We start from the raw sequence: 26,985 nt of genomic DNA, 5'->3' as shown, positions 1-26,985 counted from the left end.
TCTATCGTGTGGCTAGGCTGTGCCGGTTTCCTGTCGGGGAAGAGCGCCTTCTCGATTGTCGCGTCATCCATGCTCTCGGCATGCGTCCAGTCAATCCTGGCCGCGTTCGCCGCCTCCACGACACGTTTCACCGTGTTGCGGGATACGCCCGCCGTCCTTGCGATGTTCCTCTCGCTGAAGCCGAGATGCTTCAGCCGGAGGATTTCGCGGTATTTGGTCATGTGACCTCCATTGGAAAACCCGTCGCGGCATTGCGACGGGCTATCCCATTATAGAGTTTTTCTTGACCGTTTGTGGGGTGGCTCTTTTCGACCGGAACGGTGGCTCCGCATTTTCCGGAAAGGTGGCTCTCTAGCACCGGACTGGTGGCTCAAAGTACGCCGGAATAATCACTTGCTCCCCTAGCCAAGTTTCTGAATATTAGGTACATTAATGCATGGCGCGTTTTTCCGTCTAATGGAAAAATGCGTCTTTTTTATTCTGGACTTTCGGAATAAAGGGGATGCCTCTAACATCAACCTGCCGCCAAAGCGATTAAATGGAGGCTGTATGAAAGTCAAGAAAATTGATAAAGACGAAAAGCACGACCTTGAGTTCAAACAGAACTGGCGTGATGAATATCTCAAGTGGATTTGCGCGTTTGCCAATACGCATGGTGGCTCGCTTTATATAGGCGTAAAGGATAATGGCGAAATTTGCGGAGTGAAGGATTACCGCAAGCTTTCGGAGGATATTCCGAACAAGATTTTGCAAGCCATGGGCTTGATTTGCGAAGTGAACCTTCTTGACGAAGGTGGAAAGAAGTATTTTCGAATCGATGTGGAGAAATATCCGTTCCCGGTCAGTTATCACGGAAAATATTATAAGCGGAGCGGTTCAACGACGCAAGAGGTTGTGGACAATGAATTGGACAAGATGATTCTTGCCGTGCAGGGGCGCACGTGGGATAGTGTTCCTGTGCCGCATGTGGATGTTGCAGACTTGGATAATGATTCTATCAAGCTTTTCAAGAAAATGGCGCTTGACCATAATCGTCTTGATAGCAAGGCGCTGGATGTTTCGACGGATGTTCTCTTGAGAAACTTGCGGTTGTTCGAGAATGATTACTTGACGAGGGCGGCTGTCATGTGCTTTCACCCGGATCCCGAAAAGTGGGTCATGTGCGCTTATATAAAAATTGGGTTCTTCGCCGATAACGATGCGGATATTATCTATCAGGATGAGGTTCACGGTTCGCTTGTGATGCAGGTTGAAAAGACGATGGATCTCATCTATACGAAGTACATGAAGGCTCTCATCAGCTATGACGGCATTCATCGCAAAGAAACATTCTTTTTCCCGAAGGAGGCATTCCGTGAGTTGCTCTTGAATGCTGTGATTCATCGTGATTATACTAGGCCCACGCCAATTCAGATTCGCGTTTATGCTCACAAGATTCGCATTTGGAATATCGGAAAGATGCCCGTTGATGTTCCTGTCGAAAAATTGTTCAAGCCGCATTCTTCCGAACCGCGCAACCCTAATATTGCAAATGTGTTCTTTAAGGCGGGTTATGTCGAAAGCTGGGGTCGCGGCTACAAGAACATCACCGACGTCTGCAAGCTTCGCAAGGCAAAATTGCCTATTCCCGAAGAGAATTCTGGCGGTCTGGTGGTGGAATGCCCGCCGAGCAGGCAATATCTTGATGCCGAAAGGAAACAGGGGAAAATCATTCCATATGAGGATGCTGTAAACCCGACTGTAAACCCGACTGTAAACCCGACTGTAAAATTGTCAAAGAATCAAAAGGATATCTTGGTGAAAATTACTGAAAACTCCAAAATAACGTTAACGGAACTAGCTGGCTTGTTGGGTTTGAATCGATCGACAATTGCAGATAATACATTGAAATTGCAACGATTAGGTGTGTTGAAGCGTGTTGGCAGTGACAAAACTGGTTATTGGGAAGTTATTTTTTAAGAGTATCACCTCAAGGAATACCCTATGAAAAATCGTTTTGCACTCACGCTTATGGCAACGCTCATCTGCAGTACGCTTGCCATGGCGCAGCTCCAAAAGCTCCCCGCTCCGGCAAAGACCGGCGGCAAGCCTGTCATGGAGGCGCTCTGGGACAGGGCTTCTGGCACGGAGTTCAGCGACAAGATGCTCTCTGACCAGGATCTTTCGAATTTGCTTTTTGCGGCTATCGGTGTGAACCGCCCTGCCGACGGCAAGCTCACTTCGCCGACTGCCCGCAACTTCCAGGAAATCCGCGTGTTCGTGTTCACGAGCAAGGGCGTCTCGGAATACCTGAACAAGGAAAACGCCCTGAAGCAGGTGGCGAAGGGTGACCACAGGGGGCTTGTTGCCGACCGTCAGGATTGGGCGAAGGCGGCCCCGGTCAGCATCCTCATCGTTGCGGACGAGACCAAGTTCGGCAGCAGCGACGCCCGCGCGAAGGTGACGATGGGAACCGACGCGGGAATCGTGAGCGAGAATATTAATTTGTTCTGTGCCGGCATGGGCCTGGTGACCCGTCCGCGCATGACGATGGACGTTCCCGCCATCAAGAAGCTTCTCAAGCTTTCGGACTCGCAGGTGCCCTTGCTGAACAACCCCGTCGGCTACGCGAAGTGATCAAAAATCGTGTAACCTATCTTCCCACTTTCACTTCGTAATTCGCTTTTCTCCTGCCAATCAAGCTTCCGTCAATGCGGTATGCCTTGGCGGGTGTCGCGTTTAGGCGGTCCTGCCGATGCGTCCAAATTCGTTCGGTGCCGCTGGAGTCGCGGGCGGTTGTGTCCGGTGCGCCCGCCTTTACTGCGATGGAATCTGTCGATACGGTGAAGTTGTCGTAGCGGATAAAGCAGTCGTGGGTGGGGGCCCATTCGGCGCTGCTTCCGCCGTGGAATGTGGAGAGGTAGAACTTGTCGACTTTCACGGTGTCGTAGTCGCGGAGCCTGAGCGTATCCACGTCCAGCACGAGTTCGCCGTCTAACCAAGTCTGCACGCGGCCGTTCTTGTCGCCGTTGCCGGGAGAGGCGATGGTATTCATACTTACCTTGTTTACAATACGGTGCCAGGTGCCGGTGGTGAACTGTTTTTGCGGAATGGTGCCGTTCAAGTCCCACTTGAAGTCGTCGCCGTATACGGACTCTTGCCCCATAAAGTAGATGAGCTGCACGGCGTTGCCATCTTTGCGCCACATGATGCGTGCGCTCCAGCCGTCGCCGGTTTCGGGCATGGCGTTGCCGGTGTAGCACTTGCCGCCGCATAGGCCGGGGAGTTTGCCGCCCAGCTGGAACTCGAACCCGTCTTCGAAGAATATGTCGTAGGCGCTCCACATGGTGTCGGCGGTTTTCACGAGCGGCTGGATGATTTGCCCGGCGCAGGCGGGCGTGTCGTTGTCGTTCGGGCCCACGCAACCCTTGGGGTACTTGAGCTGTAGTACGTTGCCGTGTTCCTCGCCGTCGTACACGACCTTGGAATTTTCGCCATTGTTCTTGTCCATGGCGTACCACCAGCTTTTGTCGTAGTCGTTACGCTTGAAGTCTTCCTTGGCTTCGGCATTGCCGTACACGCCGACTTCGCGATTCTCGAAATTCACGAACGAGACGGTGTCGGATGCTGCCTGTGCGAAGGCAGCCGGGGCAAGCGCGGCGGAGGTGGTAGCCGTGACGGCGAACATCGCCGCAGAAAAGGTGTTACGAATTTTTGCGCTCATGCTTTTAAAATAATCTTTTTTGGCTGGTATTAAACTATCTTTTTAATGTATGGCCGATTTACTTGACGAAAAGCACAATGAAACTGGCACGAATTTTGCTGCGACTCCTGCCGCAGCCCCCGCTGCCCGAACTTCAGCAGACACCGCTGCCGAGGCTCGCAAGGCACGCATCAAGAAGATGCGCGGGTGGCTTTCTCCGCGCGATACCGTGGCCGACGACTTTGGCCCCGAAGACGCCGCCCTCTATTACGGCGAAGGGCATTCCGGCTGGAACAGGTAGCGTTTTCGAGACTAAATGTCTTTTCCGCTGCGGGCGCAGAACGCAAGCACAACAAAAGCTCCCGCGACAATCCCGATGAGCGGTAAGTCCGCCTGACTGCGTAGGAACATCTTTAGGAGTTTCACCAGCTGCGATGACATGAACGCATAGCCCGCGCTGCAAAGCACCACGAAAAGTGCAAATCGTCCGAGAAAAGGGACGCTCTTGGTTATCTTTTTGAAATAGGCGTTGATATGCCCGCCGTAAATGATGAGCAATGTCGCGACAAGACCCACTGAAATGGAATCCATGTGCAAGCGCAAAAAGTTTGCAAACTGATGGATGTATGGCTGCATGGCGTAAATATAAAAAGCCGCCGGCGATTTCCTATTCGCCTAGTCAAGAATGATGGAATTTGGCAGATTGTTGAAAAGAAACGAGATCTGATATTATAGGGAAAAAAATTCCCCGCGCATTTTAATTGCACGGGGGTGTTCTTTTAAGGGAGATCCTTCGACGGAGTTTATCCTGAGCTTGTCGAAGGACTCAGGATGACAGCTCAAAGGCACGAAGTGCCGTGCTCACGCCTCAGAGCGCAGCGACCCCAAAGCGCGAAGCGCGACCTCATTAGTACCTATAGTGATCCGCCTTGTACGGGCCTTCGACGGGCACGCCGATGTAGTCGGCCTGGGCCTTGGTGAGGGTCGTCAGGTGAACGCCGAGCTTTTCGAGGTGGAGGCGGGCGACCTTTTCGTCGAGAATCTTCGGGAGCGTGTACACGACGCCGCTTTCGTACTTGATACCGGCGACGGTCTGCTTACCCTGAGCATTGAGCCAGAGGTCGATCTGGGCGATGGTCTGGTTCGTGAAGCTTGCACTCATCACGAAGCTCGGGTGACCGGTGGCGCAGCCGAGGTTCAGCAGGCGGCCTTCGGCGAGCACGAGGATGCTGTGACCGTCGGGGAAAATCCATTCGTCGTACTGCGGCTTGATTTCGTTCCTCTTGATGCCCGGAATCTTCTTGAGGCCTGCCATGTCGATTTCGTTGTCGAAGTGGCCGATGTTACCGACGATGGCGCGGTGCTTCATCTTGCTCATCTGAGCGGCGCTGATGATGCCGGTGTTGCCGGTGGTGGTCACGAAGATGTCGGCCATGCTCACGACTTCGTCGAGGGTCTTGACTTCGTAGCCTTCCATGGCGGCCTGGAGTGCGCAAATCGGGTCGATTTCGGTGATGATCACGCGGGCGCCTTGACCGCGCAGGGACTGTGCGCAGCCCTTACCCACGTCGCCGTAGCCGCACACCACGGCAATCTTGCCAGCCATCATCACGTCGGTGGCGCGGTTGATGCCGTCGATGAGGGAGTGGCGGCAGCCGTAGAGGTTGTCGAACTTGGACTTGGTCACGGAATCGTTCACGTTGATGGCCGGGAACTTGAGGCGGCCGGCCTGGGCCATCTGGTACAGGCGATGCACGCCGGTAGTGGTTTCTTCGGAAACGCCGCGGAGAGTTTCGCGGGCGCGGGTCCACTGCTTCGGGTCCTTCTCGAAAATCTTACGGCACGTGGCGAGGAACACGCCCCATTCTTCGCTGTCGGTAGCGGGGTTGAATTCGGGCACCTTGCCAGCATCTTCGAATTCGGCGCCGCAGGTCACGAGCATGGTGGCGTCGCCGCCGTCATCCACGATGAGGTCTGCGGTCTTGCCGTCGGGCCATACGAGGGCGCGGGCGGTGTTTTCCCAGTATTCTTCGAGGGTTTCGCCCTTCCAGGCGAACACGGGCACGCCCTGCGGGTTTTCTACGGTGCCCTTCTTGCCGACCACGACGGCGGCGGCAGCGTTGTCCTGCGTGCTGAAGATGTTGCAGCTCACCCAGCGCACGTCGGCACCGAGGTCCACAAGCGTTTCGATGAGGATGGCGGTCTGCACGGTCATGTGGAGGCTACCCATGATGCGGGCGCCAGCGAGCGGCTTCTTGCCGGCGTATTCCTTGCGCAGCGCCATCAGGCCCGGCATTTCGGTTTCGGCGAGGTCGAGTTCCTTGCGGCCTTCCACTGCAAGGTTAATGTCCTTAATTTTGTATTCCATGTTATTATATCCTTTGGCACAAATTTTGCGCCCCATGTTTCTTTTATGCATAAATATAGTTATATGCATAAAACATGTCAACGGCCCCGGTAATAAAAAATCCCCGACCGGGGTCGGGGGTAAGTCTTGCGGACCAATCTTATTAAATAGGTTGGTTATTCGATAGTCAGAATGTCGCAGAACCCGGTCACTTCGAAAATTTCCTTGATTTCGGAGCTTGCGTTCTTCACGACCATGGAACCTTGCTTGTTCATCACCTTCTGGGCCATCAGCAGAATGCGCAGTCCTGCCGAAGAGATATAGTCCAGGCTCTTGAAATCGAACACCAGCGACTTCACGCCGTCAAGCTTGCCCTGGATTTCGGCATCGAGCTGCGGAGCAGTCAAGGTATCCAGTCTTCCTTTGAGAGCAATGGTCAAAGAATCGTTATCGTTAGTCTTTGTAATCTGCATGGTTAATCCTTCTTTCTCTTAGAAATTTAAAAAAGTTTACAGAATATTACAAGGTTTTTGTGATGGCGAGTTCGTTATTTTCACCATTTCTGCGGTAACTCACGCTATCCATCGTCTTTTTCACAATGAAAATTCCGAGTCCGCCGATTTCACGTTCTTCGGCCGGAAGCGTTATGTCGGGATCGGCCTGCTTAATCGGGTCGTAGGGTTTGCCGTTGTCGATAAAGGTGAGCCTTGCGGTAAGGGTCGCCTTTCTGACTTCCACGATCAAGGTCACGCGGGTTGCGCCCGAGAACTTCACGATGTTGCTGTAGATTTCGTCGATAGCGATGTTGATCTGCATCTGCGACTTCATGGAACCGTCCATGGGCGCAAGAATTCCTTCGACGAACGCGGTCAATATGTCCTGGTTTTCGGGGATTACGTCCACTATCTTTTCATAACGCTCCCAAGCGTCTTGCATTTGCATTTTCTTTGCTCCATCCATTGGTGTCAAGATGTCTTCTACAAACGATTTGAGTTCACCCTTGTTGTTGCCCGAAACGTCAATCGTTTTTTCGTAGCGTTCCCACACGGGTTCGTCGCTTCCGTTGAATTTGACGGCGAGCATGGTGATGTCGTCGAATTGAGGAACATCCTGTACGAATTTGTCGATTTCTTTTTTGACAAAGGTACATGTATTGGCGGTGTCCAAGTCGCCGCTTTTCTTAATTGTTTCGAGCAGCCTGTCGTCTCCGAACAGTTTGTTCTCGCTGTTGGTTGCTTCGGTCACGCCATCGGTGTAAAGGAATAGCGTATCGCCTTTTTTCATTTCATAAGACTGCTGCTTGTAAACGGTGTCTTCCATGGCGGCCATCACGAGCCCTGCCTTACTGGGAATAAATTCCACGGAGCCGTCATTATGTCGTACGACAGGTGGGTTGTGGCCCGCCGAGGCAAAGTCAATATGTCCTGTACGCAGGTCGATAATGCCTGCCCAGACCGTTACGAACATGTTCAGCCGGTTGCGTTTGGCGAGAGCGTAGTTGGTTTTATTGAAAGCGTCAACGACAGACTTCAAGTTCTTGGTCATGGTGCGGAGGATTATTCGTGCAACCATCATGAACAGGGCTGCGGCAACGCCCTTGCCGGACACGTCGCCAATCACTACGCACAAATGATCGTTGTCGATTTTAAAGAAGTCGTAGAAGTCGCCGCCCACTTCCTTGGCCGGTAGCAGGAACGGGGCCAGTTCATGTCGGTCATCATCGGAGTTTTCGTCACGTTCTTCGCCGGGCAACATCGAAAGTTGAATGTTTCTTGCAAGGTCCAATTCGCGCTCGATGCGCTTCATGTCTTTTTGCTTTTCGATGTTGTCCTTAAGTTCGGTGAGCATATTCGAGAATGCCCATGCAAATTCTGCAACCTCGTCGCGGCCTTTCATTTTTGGAATGGCGACGTCGAAGTTTCCGCGTCCTAATTTTCTTGCCGCCAAGGCCAGTTCCTTCAGCGGTTTTGCCACGCGGAAAGAAATCAGCAAGATAATCACGAATATGATACCGTAGCCGCCGAGAGCCATCAGCAGGAATAGCCTGCGCATGGCGCTCTGGTCTTTCAGGTATTTCTGAATGGGCCACACGACCATGAATGTCCAGTTGGTCGAATTGATGGTGGTGTAGTAAATGGCCGATTCTTCGCCGTCGGCAACCGTACCGATAAACAGCCCGCTGCTGTCGCGGCCTTTGCGGTCAAAATCGATTAGCTTCTGTCCGCGCTTTTCCCTTACAATAATGTCGCGGTTTCTTTTTCCTTGGGCAAGTTCCTTGGGGTACGCCACAGCCAAGTTCTTGGCGGTGGTAACCAAGGCGTATCCGGAGTTCGAAACAGGAATCGATCCGATTTCTTCTTTCAGGAATTCGATGGACATGTCAACGGCAAGCACGCCGACTAGCACGTCTTCGCCATTCTTGTCTTTCTTGAAAAGGGGAACGGTGTAGACGGCGATCGGTTCCGGAACAAATTCACCGATGAACGGTTCCTGCCAGCGCGATGTCTTGCCGTCCCTGGTGCTGGCGTACCATTCCTTGTCTTGGTAATTGGCGCCGGTCACGAGCTTGGTATCGGTGTGATTGAAGCGGGCGAGCCTCATGTATTCACCCTTCGGTGTTTCAGGGCCCATGCCCGGTTCGTAGGCGACTACCACGGCGACCACTTGGGGCACCAGGTTGCGGGCGTTAAAGAGCGACTGCAGCAAAAAGTCGTCCATGTCGCTTTTGGTCATGGGGTGATCGGTCAGTTTGTGCGACAAGTCCTCGCCAATGAGCTTGCTTGCGTTAAAGAGCTTGTCGATGTAGTTCACGTTGGCGCGGCTGGTCTCTTCACCGTTTTCGACAGTCATCTTGTTTAGCATGTTCTGAGTCTTGTAACTCATGATGCCAAAAATCAAGCCGAACACGATTGTGATGGCGGCCAAAATCATCAAGGATTGCTTAAAAGCGAGCCCGCGGAAATTAAATCCCATATATTCCTCTCTTCTTATTGTTTAATAATATATGTAATTTTCTGTCTTTTTTGCCTTTTTTTCTTGAAATTCCGCCTTATTTCATTTTTTGGAATCCGAAATGGGGTTACGAACTTATTATATTTATGTTCCCTAGACTTTACGCTGTGGAAATGCGGTACTTTCCGTAAAAGAAGCACGTGGGTTCGGAAGCGTCCATACTTTTGGAAAGCTTCTTAGGGACGTCCAACAAGTTTTGCTTACTTTTAGGAGCTTTAATGGCAAATAAGTGCAAGCGCGGAATTTTGATTAGTAAGACCCCTTACGAAAAACGTATCGCCATCATGGAAGACGGCGAACTCGTTGAACTTGTCGTCGAGGGTGTATCTTCTAACCGAGTTCTGGGCAATATTTATAAGGGCGTGGTCCAGAAGGTGCTTCCGGCACTCAAGGCTGCGTTCATTGATATTGGCCTTGAAAAGGCAGGCTTTTTGCATCAAGAAGACGCCATGGACAGAAACGAACTCCTCCGCCGCGAATATGGCGACGATGACGACGAGGACGGTTCTTCCAAGGAAGTCTCGATTGACGAAATCCTGCAAGAAGGCCAGGAAATCATGGTTCAGGTGGTCAAGGAACCGATTAGCACCAAGGGTGCCCGTCTGACCACGCACCTGAGCTTTGCAGGTCGTTTCCTCGTGTGCATGCCGGGCACCAACTTCATTGGGGTGTCCAAGCGTGAACGCGACCCGGCCAAGCGCCGCGAATTCAAGAAGGTGGTCCGCCGCCTGAAAGGTCGCGACGTGGGCTACATCGTTCGTACCAACGGTCTGAACGAATCTGAATTCGAAATCAACAAGCAGATGCGCGAACTCGAAAGCAAGTGGGAACAGACGAAGTACAACTTCGAAAACCAGCCTGCCGAAACCTGCATCTACGAAGAATCCGATTCTATTGAACAGACCGTTCGCGAATACTTCAGCGATAACACCGACTACGTGTACATCGACAACCGCGACGAATACTTCGCCCTGCGCGAATACCTCAAGGTGCTCTCGCCGGACAAGCTCGACAAGGTGAAGCTCTGGAGCTCTAACGAAAGCCTGTTCGAATACTTCAAGATCGAAAACGACTACGCACGTTCCCTGCAGCGTCAGGTACCGCTCCCGCGTGGCGGCAACCTCGTCATCGAACAGACCGAAGCACTCGTCTCTATCGACGTGAACACCGGTCCCAAGGTGCACGGCAAGGACCAGGGCAAGATCATCCTCGAAACGAACATCGACGCCTGCTACGAAATCGCAAAGCAGCTTAGGCTCCGCGATGTGGGTGGCCTGATTATTATCGACTTTATCGATATGGAATCCGAAGAAGACAACGAAAAGGTCTACCAGGAATTCCGCAAGGCAATCCGCCGCGACAAGGCCCCCATCAGCCCCGCTCCCATCAGCCAGTTTGGCCTCATGGAAGTCACCCGTAAGCGCGTCCGCGTGAACCTGATGACTGAAAAGACCGAACGCTGCCCGGTGTGCGACGGCGATGGCCGCATTGCAACGCTCGAATCCACGCTCGGCATGATCGACCGCTGGATGGCACGCGCCAAGGCCAAGGGCAAGCTCCGCGAAGTGACCCTCGTGGTAAGCGCCCAGGTAATCGACGTGCTCTGCAAGGACCACAACCGCATGTTCAACTACTTGGAATACAAGCATGGCATGAGCATCAGCCTGGTCGAAGACGAACACGCTCACATCAACCAGTTCTGGTTCTACGACAAGAACAACGAAGACATTACCGACCTCTACAAGTTCGTGTAATTTGTTCGTCATGCAATTAAACGAGGCCGCTCAACCGAGCGGCCTTGTTTTGTGTGACAAAACGATTGTAAAAGAACACTTGCAAGCGGATAAGATTGAATGGTTGCCAAAATCAGTTTTTTACACAACGGATTGTCATTTTGGCTCTGTTTATTCCAAATGAAATTTCATTTGAACTAAACCAACTGCAATAAGAAGAACTCAAATCCTTGGCGGTGGAAGTCCAATAAACGGAAGTTACATATACAACTTCAAGATCTCCGTTTTCAAGCAACGCACCCGCGGGTAAAGAGTTGAATCCACAGTTATCGGAACCAGGTGTGTAGTGTTCCCCAAAGCTTTTGAAACTATTTAATCTAGAAACGGCTTTTGCTCCTTCACCCATATTATTGGCTAATGCACTCCATTCGTCTACAGACGGAACATGCCACCCTGTGGGGCAAATCGTATCCAATAATTCCTGGTCAAATAAATCAAACCACTCACCATTTTCGTGGAGGGAATAAAATCTACCAAATGTTTCGCAGTATCCTTCAATCTTGTCGTAGCAGACGCTATAGGGTGCGTTGAATTTCAGGTTCTCGGCCATCCATACCTGGTTGCCGATAGTCGTGTACTTATAAACCTGACCATCGCGGGCATCGGTAAAGGTGCCACGGTTCGGTTCTCCGTAAGCGTTCATACCATCTGCCGGGCAAACCACCGCCGCATCGAAGGTGTCAACGGGCTCCTCGGGCGCGGATGAACCGTCGTCACAGGCGGAAAGCAATAGTGCGAGGAATGCTGTGTAAACAAATGAGATGCCTAATCTATGTTTCATAAAGGGGACCTTTTGATTAATTGCTAAGTCTATTTTAAAAATAGCAACATTTGTCCTTCATGACATTTATTATGTCTTTTTATTTTAAATCGGACTCAAAGTACTTTGTACAAAATTTCTATATTCTGACAAATTAATAAATGAAAAAATAATATGCGTAAAATGAAAAAGATAGTTTACATTCTGCTGGCGTTGGCGGCATGTTCCTTTAGCGCTGTAGTCAGTCCATCGCAATCTTCTCTTGCTATATTGCTGGATGCGTCTGGCTTGTGCAAAGAGGAATCTCCCGATTCCTGGAACAAAATGCAGATGGATAGGTTCTTGAAAGAATACGGTTTCTACGGAAATGCAAATTCTGTTCATTGTCACTCCTATGATGCCTCTATGAGCCCTGCGGAGGCTGCAGATAGCCTTTTCAAGGGGCAAAAATCAGTATTTAATGAAGCTTTGAGTAAATGGGCTAAAAGCGCAGGCCCCCTGAGTTCAGAAATGACTCCGACCAGGTTTGTTATTGTTGCAGAAGGCATTGCTGGTCTTGCTGTTCGCGAGTATATCCAGAGTAAGGATTATCAAGGAGAGATAGATAATGTTATTTTCTTTAATACGCCACATGAGGGAACAGGTTTTGCGGACCAGGCCTTGTTAAACGAGTCTTCCGTTTTAAACAAGTCTAAATCTGTGGCTGATTATAGTGATATCATTCCGTTGGCGCTGGCGGTATATCTTGTGGGTGGCGGAGATGCCGTGGAAAACTTGATGATGTCGCTTCTTAAGGAAGCCGTTCTTGGAATGGCCCAAGATGCAGGAAATATAAAAGAGAACTTCAAGGGATATTTTGAAGACAAGGAAAACTCCTACAAGTCCTTGCTGTATCTTGCCCAGGATTTAGATTTGACAGATAGTGCGTATAATGATGTAAAAAAGAAGGCTAAAGAAAAAGGACTGGAGTTAAACGATTTTGCCGGAAGTACGCAATTGCTTAACTCTTATTCCAAATTGAATTCGTTTGATCATCCGGCGTACAATAACGTTTATTCATACGGACTTCCGACAATAGGCAATGGCCGGCGAACATTGGCCGATTTTGCTGATCAGGCTAAAAACCATGTTGACAAAAAGCGATTGCAGAAAGTTCTTACGGAATCGGTTGTGAGTACGCTTAATGAAAAAGGAAAGAATATTGAGGACGAAGCAAAGAAAGAAATAGATGGAATTATTTCGAAAGCCCTAGAGGGCGATTTTGCATCAGACATGATGCAGACGGCGAATGAAATTGCGTCAAGGTATAATATCGCCGTAGGCCAGATTTCTGAATGTATTCGAGATGTATCTACTTTGAGCAAATTGAAGTTCAATAAAGAAAATTTGTCAAAATCCGTATTGACAGTGATACGTATAGCAAATAAATACTTGCCAGAAAAATATAAGTCGGAACTATATTCGACCTTTATTGATGAATATTCCGAAAAAATTTCAGAACTTCGCGAAAGTGCGCAGTCTATTAAGGGCGAGCTAAAAAAGGGAATGGACTTGGTTTCCAGCAATCTCTCCAACTATGCAATCAATTTCTTTGACGAAGGAACGTTTGATGTTCCCGCCTTTAGTGCTATTGGAAAAAATGTCCAGGCTTTCAAGGAATCAAGCGTCTTCAGTAAAGGGTATTCTTTAAGTGGTTATGTTCAGGAGAAAGCGTCAGATTATTCGGAATTGAATGCTTACATGAGGGACGTCTCAAAAGTTGGGGAGCTGGAGCAAATAAGGCAGGATATAGACGAGGGACTTAAATATGGCTGTTTGGCGGCTAATATTGCTACACCGGCTGCGGAAAAGGCTTGCCGTGCTGCTCAATTCATGGCGAACGTGGCCTTGATAGCAGATATTTCCTCAAAAATAGAAAGTGCTGTAAAAAAAGTAAGTTCTTTAAAAACCGTCAAGAACGTTGCCATAAAGCAATCCATGGAACGGGCGCAGAAGTGTTCCTGGCATAATCATGAGGGAGTTTCTCATGATATTGTGTGTTCTGATGTGGAGAGTATGTTGTTTGGAGTTCCCGTTGTATCCTTGCAGAGCGTGCGAAGGGTTGATGGGCCTGCAGAATATATTGTTCCCTTGGCGTTATACAGGACGTTCAGCGAAGTCAAGAGTTATAATGATATTTCTGGAGACTCTATTCCTTATGGCTACCAGTTCCCTATATCGGAATTTGCTGAAATCAGCCGTAATTCTTTGACTAATAGCAGCACTGTGATGGTTAAAGATGTCCAATATGAACAAAAGGGCGGCTTTACTTATAAGAACGCTAAATATGCGGCGTTAGATGCGTTTACGGTAAGGAATTTTATTGAAGAGTACCGATTTGTAATAGACGATTTCCAGCCTGATGAATTACGCTTGATTAAGCTGGATTTCAACGCACGGATGCAGATTGCTTTTGAACGCGACGGGGACCGTTGGTATATCTATCGTGGGAAAAATAACAATTGGGATTCATTTGCTATTGATACATTATTTGAATCGCCGGTTCAAAAAGACGGAGTGTTTGTGTTCCGGCCTAAGGATGTCTTGAATAGGGGTGTTGTCGATGCGAAGGACAGTATATTGCTTAGTGCAATCCAGGAAGATGGTGCAAACAGTGTCAATATTTATGTTGTCAACAAGGTTGGCAAGGCCAACAACCAGCGGATTATATTTAAGTTCCAGGCGGTTGATTACATAATGGACGAAGGGTGGCCCAGATCCTTTGAACGGGTATCTAGAATGGATACGGTGGATTTCTATTCGAATGACTGGGGATATGGGGCTTCGTTGGGAAAATATCGCCTGATTGTATCAGATTCGCTGAATAAAGACACTGTTCAGGTGTTTGTGGATAGCTTGCTGGATAGCTTGCCTGGTAATGGCGTACGATATAGGTTCTGGGCGGACTTGTCGCCTGTATGGAAGAAACATCCACTGAAGGATGCTGTTTATACTCTTAAATGGGATCTTGGCTTTAAGGTGAAAACTTTGAAGGATGATGGCTCGATAGGAGAACAGGATGTAATATATAACCCGCAGGTTGTTGTATGGGGGATACCTCCGCACCGAAGTTGGTCTTTGATTCCGTTTTTGCTCCGCAGGTTGTCTCGTCGAATCAAGATGTTATTGCCTATGTGTTGAACATGGATTCATTGGACAATCGTTCATTGCGTGGTATACGTAGCTTTATGGTTCGTAAAAACACGAAGGATATGGTGCAACTTCTTAATAGCGCTCATCAAGGAGAATCTTCCTATGGAATCGGATGGAACGGCAATCTTGTTTCGTGGAGTGGTCTGGTAGACTTGTATGTGCAGGCGTACGACTTTGCAAATCCGGACAGCTTGATGATGGACACACTTTCGCATGTCGTAGAGGATAGTGCCAAGAGTTCGTGGTCACTTGTGATGGTGGGCGATACGAGCTTTAAGCCGGGAATCAATGGGGTGTCTATACACAAGACGATCCTTGTTGATAATGAAACTCCGCAGGTTATCAATGAGGGCGTAACCGTCAAGGAATCGCTAGATTCGACTTTGCCGGTATTTTCCAAACAGAAAACTGGATCTCAGATTCTCTTGAACGCGACGGACACCTTGGTTGTATCCTTTGATATTGATGAAAACCTGTTAGGGCGGGATTCTGAAACGGTAGTTGTAGAATTAGTTTTTAAGGATTCACTTGGTAGCGGTGATGTAAAGTCAAAAAGATTCCTCTCGGATTTTGTGGTGACAAAATCATTGAGGCGATTTGTTTTTGAAGAACCTGATATTAACAGGCTTGAAGACGGTACCTACGATTTGAAGGTGAATCTTACCGATGAAGCGGGTAACAAGAGTTCCAAACGGATTGTTGACAAGTTGCGTGTAGACAGAACTCCTCCGCAGGTACGCGGTATAACTCTTGGTGATGTTGCGTATGGAAATGTGGCTGAATTAAGAAATGGTACGGCTCATCTGATGCAAAGTCTAGACGATGCGAGAAACCGCTCTGACCTAGCGTGCTATGTAAAAGTGGATGTTGATAATAAGGAAGGAAAATGGATAGGTCCTGTTGCAGAAACGACAAGCAAGGACGGTCAGAATTCCAACTATGAGTTTGACTATAGGAGTGCCGTCTCGGATACGAGTGATGGCTTCTGGTACGTTTATTTCGGGTGCTTTGACGGAGCCGGGAATTTTGGAAAGAACATGAATTTTTTGGGAAAGGGGACCCGCTATCCGGAAATTACCTATCCCAAAGGTGGTTCTGATTATTATACGGGTCGAATCCTGATTAAGGGTGTTGCCCCGAATCCCGAAGTTCATGGTAACGACAATAATGGGGAATTCCGTAATTTTTGGAAAAAACAAGGCGTGGATACGGCGTGGTCAGAGAAAGGCGTTGAGTACTTGGTATATGATAGGAGCCTTTTGCCTTCGGAAAGGGATCTTGCCGTATGGAACTTGGACGAATTGGACAAGGGTAGCTATGTCTTGAGACTTTCTGTAAGGAGCTGCGATAGCTGCAAATGGATTTCCAGTGATCGTATTGTTTCTGTAGATGACTTCGTGTTACCGGATTCGGCGGATTCCCCGAAGTTGGTGATTGTTCCGCCAGTTGGAAGCCATGTGGCTGGTCATGTCAAGGATGTTTCTGTCGAATTGCAGAATGTCCCGGATACATCTGAATGGGTAGTAAAGGCTTTTATCGAAGCATCGTCCCCGAAGGATACTTCTGTTTATGTACGGACTGTTGAAAAGACTTTTGATCCAATGATGGTTTCTCCATTTAGAACTCCTGCAGTAGCTTCGGATACGGGACTTTCCATTTGGCAGGAAAATGATGGTGATAAATGGCATGTCCGTTATGTAGGAAATGCCCATGGTGTAAAAATGGGGGCGGATTCAACTGGTTTAAGGAGAACGCCTTGTTTGGCGATTCGATATGTCGATAAGGAAATTGACTGGCTTTCTACATTGGAGCCCGATTCTGTAAAATATTTGGGTTTCGTCATGGATAGTGTGAAGGTCCAGAATGAGTATGTAGATGTGGTTATTCCCCGTTATAATACAACCAAAATCTGGAATGTAGGGGCGGATAGTGTTCACTTGATCTTTAAGACGGCTCATCCCTTTACGGTTGATGCCTCCACGATTGATTCGGTAATGTTCAGGGATACGCTTTCTCCGGTTGTTTATATCCATCCAGAAAAATACAAGGCTCATGTTGCCTGGAACGGCTTGGTGAATGGCGCCGTTCCCAGTGGCAGCCTTGCAAAGGTAAACGTGGTTGCCTACGAAAAAGGAAACGAAAGAAATATTGTCAGCGGTAGTGAGTCCTGGTACCTAGAATACGAAAAAACGGGAATCGAGTTTTCTTCCAATAACCTGGAGAAATATTACATCAACTTCTTGGGCTCGGGCTCGGATTCGGCTGCGATAAGAATGGCTGATTATGGATTCCAGTTCAAATTGACGGGTCGCTCTGCGTATGTGACTGCTAAAATTCTTGATTCTGCAAACGGGGAAGTGTGTACGCTGTTGGATAGTGAACTTGTCGTGGCGACAACTGCAAACCAATGGAAGACTCTTCGGTGGAATGGTGAAAAAGAGGACCATTTTTACAAGGAAGGTTCATACAATGTTCATGTTCTTGTAGAAAACGAGACTGGGGTAATTATAGATACGCTGTACCCATTTGAAGTAAGTTTGGGCGAAAATATTAAGGAAGCCAGAATTGATTCGGTGGGTCGTATTGCCGAATTAAAGATGGATGAAGCGTTCCGAGACTCCAATGGGGAATACCGTTATGTGGGACGGCCCGACTATTTGCTTAAAGCAAACATCAGCGCTACAGTGTTGCAGGAAAATGAAAGAACGATTGATTACGAGTGGGACATTTATGGATTACAACATCCCTTGAGGTACAAGAAAACTCGACCGAGCCTTGGAATCCGTAGACATAGGGATGAATTCTGGGCGACAGTGGTGACGCTGGTAATGGGAGAAACTTTGGATTATAATGGCCGCTATAAAAAATATGGGGCTGGATCGCAAGAGTGTAAATATCTTCCAGATAATAAGCAATATCATTACAATATTCAAGTTCAGCAAAAACTTTTCAAAAAAGGTGAGAATATTGAGTTTGGTATGGACTTGGATCCGGAGAACGAACTGCTCGAAGATGCACGACGTATTTATGGATTTAGACATACTTGTATTTCTGTAGGCCAATACAATCAGAATAGGTTGTGCTATGATACTTTGAATCTGAATGCTTTACTTGCTATTAAAATATTGCCCGCGAGTTCGTTTGGTGCTGTTGTTGCGAGTTTTGGTGGTAATAAAACATCGGTGTCATGGAATGCAATTTTTGACACTGATGTAAGTGACTTCTCGTGGGATGGTGTATACAAAAAAAGTTCATATATGAACAGCAATAATATTGTGAACTATATGAGAGATTGGTTTAACAATTGGGGCCAAACACTATATTATGAAGCCGTGAACAAGAATTTTAAGGTTTTGGCAAATATTGCTGGCTTGACTAACTCTGCTGACTTAGAACCATCCTGTGAAACAGATGATGTTTTGGATACAGTTTTGGCCAAAAATGATTCCCATTTTGTATGCGGGGCAGATCAAGCGTTTAAAGAGGTAAATAAAGATGTTGTCGCACAATTCAAACCACATGCATTTATGATGAAGGTTCGAGCTGTTCCCGTAGAAGGAAAAACAGACTTTGTCAATAGAAATTATTATGAAGAAGGTTGTAGTTCGTATCATGGGTCGGGCACAGACATAAAAGTTAAGTTTGTGCTTCAAATAGACTCTAATTATTGGAATCCTCCTGCATGGGGTACAAACAATCTTGCGAACCGTTATGTTCGTTTTGATCCACTAAGTACAACGCTGTATGGAAATAACGGCTATATAACGAAACTTGCAAACAGTGGTGTCCTTAATTTCTACAATGGTACAAGTTGGGTTCCTGACGGGTCTTTTAACAATGGGCCGACGGTATTTGAAGCGTTACGCTTACCTATGGATACGGTTCCTGAGAATCCTCTGCTCTTTAATGACGAACTTGGCGCTCATAACCATGTGGATTCTGTGGTGAAATATTATCCGTCTTTGTATACATGGCGCTTTTATTGCGCTAAATGTAAAGTTCCCTATAAGGCTGTTGCCAAGAATCGGGATGGGTCAATATGGTCTAGGTTCAATAGCGATAGTAAAATTGCACAAAATGGTGGTGATCAGACCATAGGAAGAAAGGAGAATCCCCTCGACATTTATTTTGAAGTGGCTCCTGAGATTAAGTTGCCCGATGCCAAGCGTGCGCAAATTGTACAAAATGCTCCTGGTCCAATTCCGTATCCTTTCAAATCAGAAGGTTGTTCTTCGGATACGTCCGGTGGTTATAAATTCTATGGCTGTGACAAGTGGGTGTCCTATGTTCATTATAGTCAAAACGACTGGAACGAGTCGCAATGGATAGATACCCTGACTACAGGGACTGGACATATCCGCAATCCGCTTACAGATGCAAGTGTTGATTCTTTCGGCTTGACTGGAATTGCTGCTCCTAGGAATGCCTCCGTGGTTGGTAAGGGGTCGCGTAAGGTGGACTGTCAAAAAGACTGGAACGATCAAAATAATGATTGGAGAATCGACATCGATAAGAGTAATGTCGTTGGCAGTGGAGAACTGTTCCGTGAAGTCAATATTGATTCTTATATTCTTAAATTACTTGGCACGAATTCTACTTGGACAATCGATACATCAAAGTCAAACCCTAAAGAAGGCCTATATACGATATTCAATAAAGGTGAAGCGGTTGGACCAACGCTGGTTAATTTCTTCCGTTCCAATGATACAGTTTATACATCTAAGAGAAGTTTGAACGATGGTCAGCGAAGTGAAAATATTCCGCTTGCAAGTGTTGTTGCCCAGAGTGAGGATCCTGCTGATACAATCCTTGTATCAAAGTGGGCGAAAAACCAGTCGGTTTCGGTTGGTATATACAAGCGAAAAATGCTGGGAGACACTTCCTTGACGCCACATCCGTATCTTGAAGCCAGTTATAACTCTGCCGCCAAGCAGTTCTCCATAAATCGCAATTCAAAGGATATCTATGCTTCCCGCGAAGACGAAATCGTGACTCTTCGCGGCAGTGTCCCATACGACATCAGCGATTGGAATATTTCCTACATCCGGAATGGAATGCGCTTCAAGGTTGGGGATGGCAAACAATTGCCGATAGAGGCGACGATGAACGTGAATGAACTCCAGGGTAATACGTCTTTCTTCCTGACTTATAGTGTATTGGGTGATATGACCTATTATCGTCAGTTGGATGTTCATGTCGGTAATCGCGTTGTGGCTAGCGATGGCGGTTTTGTCTATTCCATGTACGGCAATGTCAATATCCATTTTGAGAAAAATGCTTGGGAAAAGGATGAAGATGTTACCGTACGCACCATGGATCCGAAGGAATGTTACGATTGCGATTTGTTCCGGAACATGGTGCCTGTGGGGCCGGTATTGGAGATACAGCCTTCGCATAAGTTCCCTGAAGGAAAGGAACCGCTTGTTACGGTGGATATTTCTGTAAAGACTTTGGTGGATGATGGTATCGATTATAGCAACTTGAAAATTTACAAGTTGGATCCTCGGAAACCGGAAATTGTTCCGCTAGAAATTGGCAATGAAAAAATACTACTTGATGCTAATCTTAATCGTTGTGACTCTTCCGATTGGCAGCATTCTTGCAAATTTGTGAGAATCAATGCTAAGACGCCGACTTTCTCAGAGTTCGTAATCTTGGATTCGTTGAAAGCGGATAGCATTATGGTCGCTGATTCCATTCCTGAAAAGATAGAGCAGTTTTCTTGTAGCCAAATGGACACTCTTTGGATGGATACACTCTGGATGGGTACTGCAAATGGATGGCTTGAATTCCCGTATCTGTGTACGGGAAGGAGCAACTATCTTTTACAGTTAAACGCAAAAGGTAATGTGTCTGCGGAACATCGTGGTGCCTCTACTAGGCCGATTGTGTGGACCGCGAAAAATACGGACATGTATGCTCTGGATTCTATGTATCAGTCCTCTGTCGTGTTCTATGGCATCGATGGCAATACGGAACAAAAACTTGGTCCGGTCGTAAGGCTTGATTCTGTTGCCCCTGTTATTGAAAACCTGGAAACCTCAGTTTCTGAAAATGAGGATGGTTCACGTGTCGTTCATGTGGAAACGGAAATAGAAGAATCTGGCAGTGGTGTTTCAAAGACTACCATGGAATTGTTCTTGGGTGGAAACCTCCTGCACAGTGTGACTATTCCAGAAAATCAAGCTCCGGTGTACGACTTTATGGTGGATAAGCAAAGCCTGTACAGCTGCGTTGGATGCATGGCCACAATCAAGGTTATCGTAGAGGACAAGGGGCATAATTCGGACGAAGTTGTGAAGCAGACCGAAAAACTGTATCCTTACCCGTTGTCTTTGGTGTTGTGGTATCCGTTTGCCGAAGGATCGGGTAAAATTGGTTATGAGTTGATGACGAAGGATAAACCTCAAAGACTGCATATGGACCTTACTTCTGTTGACAATCCGTGGAATGGCCGGTATGGGGTGCATTTGTTCAAGGCTGCGGATTCTGCAAGTAGTCGTCAATACAAATTGGCTAAGTTGGATTCCCTGCGTCCGTTTACATTCGAGTTCAATTATAGTGCCGGTAACACTCAGCATGCTAATTGGGCTATTCTTAGCTTTGTTGGAAAAAATGAATGGACGTTTGGCGTCGGAACCTATAATCGTTATTTCCTTAAGGTTGGTGACGAGTTGTATTATTTCAATACAAAGCGTGATGCCAATATCCCGACACACCTTGCTGTTGTCGTAAACGGGAAAAATGTAAGTCTGTACAAGAATGGCGAATATGTTGAGACTGTAAGACTTGGTAGTGAACTTCTGTATGGTGGAAGCGGAAGACTTTCTATCGGTGCGCGTGGAGAATTGCGCAGTGCTGTGGGTAATATTTCCAATTTGCGCTTCTATTCTTCTGCTCTTACGGCAACTCAAATTCAGGGTATCTATAATGGAATTCTTAGTGATGAAACAATCAATATTGGGGCTGTTCGTGCTGTGGCGCTTGCCGACAGGAATGGCCTGATTGTTGATCAGTCCTGCTCGGCTCCAGGTAAGGCTTATCTCCGCCAGAAGTCGGCTGACAACAGTGGTGTAATGACTTGGCATGCGGATTTAAAATCTGACAATTATTCTCTTTACATACTACATCGGAACTACGTTTCTGAAGATTCTAAGGTGGAAATCTTTGTCAACGGGAATAGTACCGGAACGTATAAGCTGACCTCTACGGGTTTGTGGAAGAGTGAAAAAGTAGCAGGCGTTACCTTGAACCTGAAAACGGGCGTCAACGAAATCGGTATTCGTCCGTTGGGTAATCTCGGTATTGCTGCGTTGGCGTTGGCTAGCACAAGCGCGAATATTGACGGCAACCAGATTGGTTACAATGAGCAATCTTGGACCAATCCGGAACCTAAAGCCAAGGTGTTCATGAAATACGAAGCCATGGATGACAAGAAATGGGCTCAGGTACGTTTCGACATGCGTAACCAAACTGACCAAGCGTTAGAAAATGCGAAAATCCGTTATTATTACAAGGGCGAAGGTGAAAACGTGAATGCGGTTTCGTTCTATCCGAACGCTCCTATGAGCGTTGTCAACGATGCCGGTTCTGTATTCTATGCCGAATTCGCATTACCGGAGGCCATTGCGGCATACGGTACGGTGTATTCTGGTCAGGGGCCCTTGATTGGCTTGCATCGTCTTACCGCGCCAAACAACTATTTCCCGTATTGGGACAAGACGGATGACCCGAGCTATCTCAATGGTGCAGAAGCCGGATATGTCGAGGCAACAGGCGTAGCCTTGCTGGATGGCGAAGGGAACTTGCTCAATGAGTTTGCTTGCTACGATGAAGACGGCCCGATGCAGAAGGCGAAAATCAAGGTTCGCGTAATGGCTAAAGACAACAGCTATGGTTCGTCTAGCGTGAGCGATATTGCGGCGTATGTCGAAAATATCGGTAACGCCCCTGTAGATGGCTTTGAGATGCGCTATTACTTTAGGGATACCGCAAAGACGGATTTGGATATTAACTGGAGTGCCTTTGCCACGAACAGTAAGGTGAATGCGGGTGGTGATTTGTACTATATTTCGTTCATGTACGATGTTATTCTGAATTCCGGTGACAAGTCCGATTATGGTAGCGGCGTTCAGTTTGCCTTGCATCATCCGAACAGGACAAATGATTTTAACGCTGCAGATGATCCCTCGCACCATAACCTGAACAATTCCGGAATGGTTGAAGCGGATTCTATAGTGGTGTTGGATAGACGTGGTAACTTGCTGTGGGGTGGAGTGCCCCAACCGAAATTCAGTGCGGAATATGTGACCAAAGAAACTTATGCAGACCTTGTGCGTAGAGATGGCGATGTCATCTATGTGGATATCGAGGAAAACGGCTACTACACCCTTGAAACGGTGAATGCCATCGGTATTCCGCTGAAGACTTTGTACAAGGGTATATGGAATGTTGGTGAACATTCTGTGACAATAGATTTGAATAGCCTGCAACCTTCTAGTTTCATTGTACTCCGTAAGGGAACAGAGATACTCTCGTGGAGTCTATTAAATTAAAAAAAAGTTAAATTTGCTTTAGAGGTTATAACAATGAAAATTAAAACAAATTTCTTGTTTATCGGTGTTGGTTTGTGGGCTTTGTTGTTAACATCGTGCTTTGAAGATAGTTCTTCTGCAAATGAACCTACCGATACCTTTGATGCAAACATTGTTTGCCCGGCAGACGGTATGAACGCCTACGGAGAACCGAATCGTGGAACTTTTACCGACGCTCGCGATGGCCAGGTTTATAAATACACGACTATCGGCAAACAGGTATGGATGGCCGAAAACCTGAAGTTCGATGCACCTTACAGTTTGTGCTACGATGAAATAGATGGATATTGCGATACATTCGGAAGGTTTTATTCGTTGCATGAAGATGCTGAAAATTTGGGTCTTTTTGACCAAGAGTTGTTAGATACAATTTGTCCTGCTGGTTGGCATGTGCCTTCTATTGAAGAGTGGACTCAATTGGCAGAAAGTATGGGTGGATTAGAAAAAGCGGCTTCTAGATTATACAGTTCCGATAGTTTTGGACCGCGCTATTTGCCGGGGAGCAATGATTGTGATTTCAGTTCATTGCCTGCTGGGTATTGGCTTATGAATGGAAATCTTTCTTTTGAATATGAACTCTCGTTATATTGGACATCTGTGGCTCATGATATGGAATTCTCTTATTCTTGTGTATTTGATTTAGATGGTTTTAATTTTGGGTGGACTCATCCTAAAATGTCCATTCGTTGCTTAAAGGATTGAATATGAAAAAACTTTTCCTTCTTCTTTTCCTAGCCACTCAATCATTTGCTCTGACTTTAGAACAGGTTAAGGTTGCTCTTAAAGAGAATGCTATACCGCAGGATTCTGTTGAGATGAATCTTCGCGTTACGGTGAAGGCACCAAGTGTGTATCAGCAGACTGATGTTTATATGGTCAAAAAAGGGACCGGTAAGAGCTACACTGAAATTAAAAGCAATTTCTTAAAAAAACGGAGCATTGTGAATAAAGGCAAGATGAAAATCGTAGATTTGAAAACAAGTAAGACTCAAATTGTGGATTACAATGAAGAATCGTTAAAATCTGAATCTTATGCTAATTTTAATCCGCTAGATTCTGGTGAATGGAGTGAACCCAAGTTTTATTCAGAAGATGTTTATACAATACAAGGTTCTGCTGGGACGATTTATTATAACAAAAAAAAGAATCGCATTGAGAAGGTTGAGGCCGTAAAGGGGCGGGCGAACACTTTGACCGTTTTTAGTTACGATGCTAACAATAAAATGAAAAAGATGGAAGTGTCGGTAATTGTGAATGGGTACGAGAGTGTAGTGACAACAGAAATCCTTCGTATGCAAAAATCTGATAAGGCCCCTGATACATTGTTTGATTTTTAAATATTTGACGTGGTGAATAATATGAAATGTCAGAACCAGTGCTTAATTGCTTTTGCGGCGTTGTTTGCTTCGCTATATTCCGCTTGTTCCGATGATGGTTCCTCTGCGGAATATGTATTCGATGCATCTGTAGTCTGTCCAGAAAATATGCGTGGTACGTTTACGGATGTACGAGACGGTCAAGTGTATAAGTACACGATTATTGGAAATCAGGTGTGGATGGCCGAGAATCTGAACTATGACGATGGATCTTGGTGTGCAGAAGATACTTGTTCATTGAAGGGTCGTATTTACGGGATGCAGAATGCGTTGGTTGCATGTCCCACAGGATGGCATTTGCCTAGTTCCGATGAATGGAAAGAACTTTTCAATAACGTTGGGAGCGCCGATAGTGCAGGTATGCGCCTAAAGGCTGCTGCCGGATGGACTCCCATGAATCCGGGACAACTTTCTAATGGGACAGACGATTGTGGCTTTACTTTGCTGCCAATACCTGTTTCGGGGATTGCTAGTAACGGCCTTGGCGGAAAGAAAAATGATGGCTACGTTGCTTTGCTATGGACAAGTAGCCGCGGAACGGATGATGATTATACTATGAATGGCGTGTTTTTTGAAACGCAGACTTTGACGGCGCGGACAATGACGTACTACGATACCTGGGATTATTTGTCTATCCGCTGCATAAGGGATTAAATTTTGATTGGATTCTGAAAAAACAAGGACCGCTCAATAGAGTTGTCCTTGCTTTTGTATGTAAATTAAATTTTTAATTAACCCGCCTGGACAGCGGTCAAAGCAATCGTGTAAACGATGTCTTCCACGAGGGCGCCGCGGCTAAGGTCGTTCACCGGCTTTGCGAGACCCTGCAACATCGGGCCGATGGCAATCGTGCCATGGGCACTGCGCTGCACCGCCTTGTAACCGATGTTACCTGCAGAGAGGCTCGGGAACACGAACACGGTTGCCTTGCCGGCGACGGTGCTGCCCGGGGCCTTGAGGGAGCCGACGCTCGGCACGGTCGCGGCGTCGTACTGCAGCGGGCCATCCACCAGCATTTCGGGGCGGGCTTCCTTCACGATCTTGGTGGCTTCGCGCACGAGGTCTGCATCCGGGCCCTTGCCGCTGTTCATAGTGCTGTAGCTGAGGAGGGCGACACGGCTCGGGAGGCCGAAGGCCTTGGCGGTGTCGTCGCACTGCTGGGCAATGCCGGCGAGTTCTTCGGCGGTCGGGTTCAGGTTAATGGCGCAGTCGCCGTAAATGTAAGTCTTGTCCGGCATGCACATAAAGAACACGGAGCTCACGGACTTCACGCCCGGAGCGCACTTGATCACCTGCAGGGCCGGGCGCAAGGTGTCGGCGGTGGAGTGGATGGCGCCAGAAACAAGGCCATCGACTTCGCCCATCTTAAGCATCATGGTGCCGAGCATCACGTTGTCGGCGAGGGCTGCGCGGGCCTGGTCTTCGGTCATGCCCTTCGACTTGCGGAGTTCCACGAGAGTCGGCACGTACTTTTCGGCAAGTTCTGCAGAGGGTTCAATAATTTCAATATCAGCAGGGAGGGTTACACCCTGTTCCTTGGCGACGGCAAGGATTTCGTCCTTCTTGCCGATGAGTACCGGCACGGCAATGCCGCGGTCGATCACGAGCTTGGCGGCCTGCACGGTACGCGGCTCGGAACCTTCGGGGAGCACAATGCGCTTCTTGGCCTTGGATGCCTTCAACAGAAGGCCTGCGCGGAACATGGCCTGGCTGGTCTTGCGTTCGGCGGGTTCTGCGGCCAGGTCCTTGGCGAGGCACTTGGGGCAGAAGAGAATGCGGTTCGGGCAGAACAGGTCAGCGTCTTCGTTGTCGGAATAAATCTTTGCATCGAGGGCGGTTGCGAGCGTATCGTTGTACTTCTGGGCCATCACATCGCTCATACCCTGGGCACCTTCGACAACCACGGCGTCTACGGAATCAAAGTCCTGCGAAAGAAAGTCGGCCGCGATCTTTTCCATAAGCACGGCGGAATTGTGGGCCTTCAGTTCCTTGACGGCGTCTGCCCCGTTTACGCAAGGCTTGTAGGCTGCGGCAATCAGGCCGGCACCGGCAACTGCGTCCATGACTTCCTTGACTTTGGCTTCCATATTGGCGGAGGCGACCAGATAAACTCGATTCATAAAAAACTCCTGTTGATTTGTAAATTCCTCCTAAAAATTAGGATTTTGATACCCCGCAGGCCTCGCTTTTTGTATTTAATTAGTGGATTTTATTGAACTTTTCTCAATA

The 26,985-nt window shown here is 47.6% G+C and carries 16 protein-coding genes and 1 pseudogene; 9 read left to right on the top strand and 8 right to left on the bottom strand.

Translation table 11 applies throughout. From position 1 onward, the window contains the following. Positions 1-221 (bottom strand): annotated as a pseudogene (locus BUC02_RS16445) (IS21 family transposase); the annotation flags it as partial. A gap of 328 nt (positions 222-549) precedes the next feature. Between BUC02_RS16445 and BUC02_RS14340 the strand changes: the two are divergent. Next, positions 550-1,959: an RNA-binding domain-containing protein gene (locus BUC02_RS14340; protein WP_073323691.1), complete on the top strand. Its 1,410-nt coding sequence runs from the start codon at positions 550-552 to the stop codon at positions 1,957-1,959. Between the two features lie 24 nt (positions 1,960-1,983). Then, the gene (locus BUC02_RS14335; protein WP_073323689.1) at positions 1,984-2,616 is read left to right on the top strand and encodes a nitroreductase family protein; all 633 of its coding nucleotides are present in this window, start codon (positions 1,984-1,986) and stop codon (positions 2,614-2,616) included. 16 nt (positions 2,617-2,632) lie between these two features. Here BUC02_RS14335 and BUC02_RS14330 read toward each other — a convergent pair whose 3' ends face one another. Continuing rightward, positions 2,633-3,703, bottom strand: a complete 1,071-nt coding sequence (locus tag BUC02_RS14330) for a polysaccharide lyase (RefSeq protein WP_254794238.1) — start codon at positions 3,701-3,703, stop codon at positions 2,633-2,635. A 49-nt stretch (positions 3,704-3,752) separates the two neighbouring features. Here BUC02_RS14330 and BUC02_RS14325 point away from each other — a divergent pair, with 49 nt between their 5' ends. Further along, positions 3,753-3,983 (top strand): hypothetical protein, encoded by a 231-nt coding sequence (locus BUC02_RS14325; RefSeq protein WP_073323687.1) that lies wholly within the window; start codon positions 3,753-3,755, stop codon positions 3,981-3,983. 11 nt (positions 3,984-3,994) lie between these two features. On the opposite strand, the gene BUC02_RS14320 is transcribed toward BUC02_RS14325, so the two are convergent. The 4 genes from BUC02_RS14320 to BUC02_RS14305 form a co-directional block, all read right to left on the bottom strand. Next, positions 3,995-4,318, bottom strand: a complete 324-nt coding sequence (locus BUC02_RS14320; protein ID WP_073323685.1) for a DUF3392 family protein — start codon at positions 4,316-4,318, stop codon at positions 3,995-3,997. Between the two features lie 271 nt (positions 4,319-4,589). Further along, positions 4,590-6,050 (bottom strand): adenosylhomocysteinase, encoded by a 1,461-nt coding sequence (gene ahcY / locus BUC02_RS14315; RefSeq protein WP_073323683.1) that lies wholly within the window; start codon positions 6,048-6,050, stop codon positions 4,590-4,592. Positions 6,051-6,205: 155 nt separating this feature from the next. Continuing rightward, on the bottom strand, positions 6,206-6,502 hold the full coding sequence (locus BUC02_RS14310) for an STAS domain-containing protein (protein ID WP_073323681.1): 297 nt from the start codon (positions 6,500-6,502) through the stop codon (positions 6,206-6,208). A 46-nt stretch (positions 6,503-6,548) separates the two neighbouring features. After that, positions 6,549-9,002: a SpoIIE family protein phosphatase gene (locus BUC02_RS14305; protein ID WP_073323679.1), complete on the bottom strand. Its 2,454-nt coding sequence runs from the start codon at positions 9,000-9,002 to the stop codon at positions 6,549-6,551. 257 nt (positions 9,003-9,259) lie between these two features. Here BUC02_RS14305 and BUC02_RS14300 point away from each other — a divergent pair, with 257 nt between their 5' ends. Further along, positions 9,260-10,795, top strand: coding sequence for an Rne/Rng family ribonuclease (locus BUC02_RS14300; protein WP_073057475.1), 1,536 nt, complete (start codon positions 9,260-9,262; stop codon positions 10,793-10,795). Between the two features lie 112 nt (positions 10,796-10,907). Here BUC02_RS14300 and BUC02_RS14295 read toward each other — a convergent pair whose 3' ends face one another. Next, positions 10,908-11,615, bottom strand: coding sequence for an FISUMP domain-containing protein (locus tag BUC02_RS14295; protein WP_073323678.1), 708 nt, complete (start codon positions 11,613-11,615; stop codon positions 10,908-10,910). A 153-nt stretch (positions 11,616-11,768) separates the two neighbouring features. Between BUC02_RS14295 and BUC02_RS14290 the strand changes: the two genes are divergently transcribed. Genes BUC02_RS14290 through BUC02_RS14270 form a run of 5 tightly spaced genes read left to right on the top strand, consistent with a single transcriptional unit; the run spans position 11,769 to position 25,410 of the window. Beyond that, positions 11,769-14,774, top strand: coding sequence for a hypothetical protein (locus tag BUC02_RS14290; RefSeq protein ID WP_073323676.1), 3,006 nt, complete (start codon positions 11,769-11,771; stop codon positions 14,772-14,774). Next, positions 14,681-23,341, top strand: coding sequence for a LamG-like jellyroll fold domain-containing protein (locus tag BUC02_RS14285; protein ID WP_083564616.1), 8,661 nt, complete (start codon positions 14,681-14,683; stop codon positions 23,339-23,341). Before BUC02_RS14290 ends, BUC02_RS14285 begins: the two co-directional genes overlap by 94 nt. Before the next feature lie 33 nt (positions 23,342-23,374). After that, positions 23,375-24,082, top strand: coding sequence for an FISUMP domain-containing protein (locus BUC02_RS14280; RefSeq protein ID WP_073323672.1), 708 nt, complete (start codon positions 23,375-23,377; stop codon positions 24,080-24,082). A 2-nt stretch (positions 24,083-24,084) separates the two neighbouring features. After that, positions 24,085-24,717 (top strand): hypothetical protein, encoded by a 633-nt coding sequence (locus tag BUC02_RS14275; protein ID WP_073323670.1) that lies wholly within the window; start codon positions 24,085-24,087, stop codon positions 24,715-24,717. Positions 24,718-24,738: 21 nt separating this feature from the next. Further along, on the top strand, positions 24,739-25,410 hold the full coding sequence (locus tag BUC02_RS14270; RefSeq protein ID WP_083564615.1) for an FISUMP domain-containing protein: 672 nt from the start codon (positions 24,739-24,741) through the stop codon (positions 25,408-25,410). Positions 25,411-25,487: 77 nt separating this feature from the next. Here BUC02_RS14270 and pta read toward each other — a convergent pair whose 3' ends face one another. Further along, positions 25,488-26,876: a phosphate acetyltransferase gene (gene pta, locus BUC02_RS14265; RefSeq protein ID WP_073323666.1), complete on the bottom strand. Its 1,389-nt coding sequence runs from the start codon at positions 26,874-26,876 to the stop codon at positions 25,488-25,490. Positions 26,877-26,985: the final 109 nt, after the last annotated feature.

The organism is Fibrobacter sp. UWOV1, assembly GCF_900142495.1.
GTDB lineage: Bacteria > Fibrobacterota > Fibrobacteria > Fibrobacterales > Fibrobacteraceae > Fibrobacter.
This window is presented reverse-complemented; position numbering and strand designations above follow the sequence as displayed.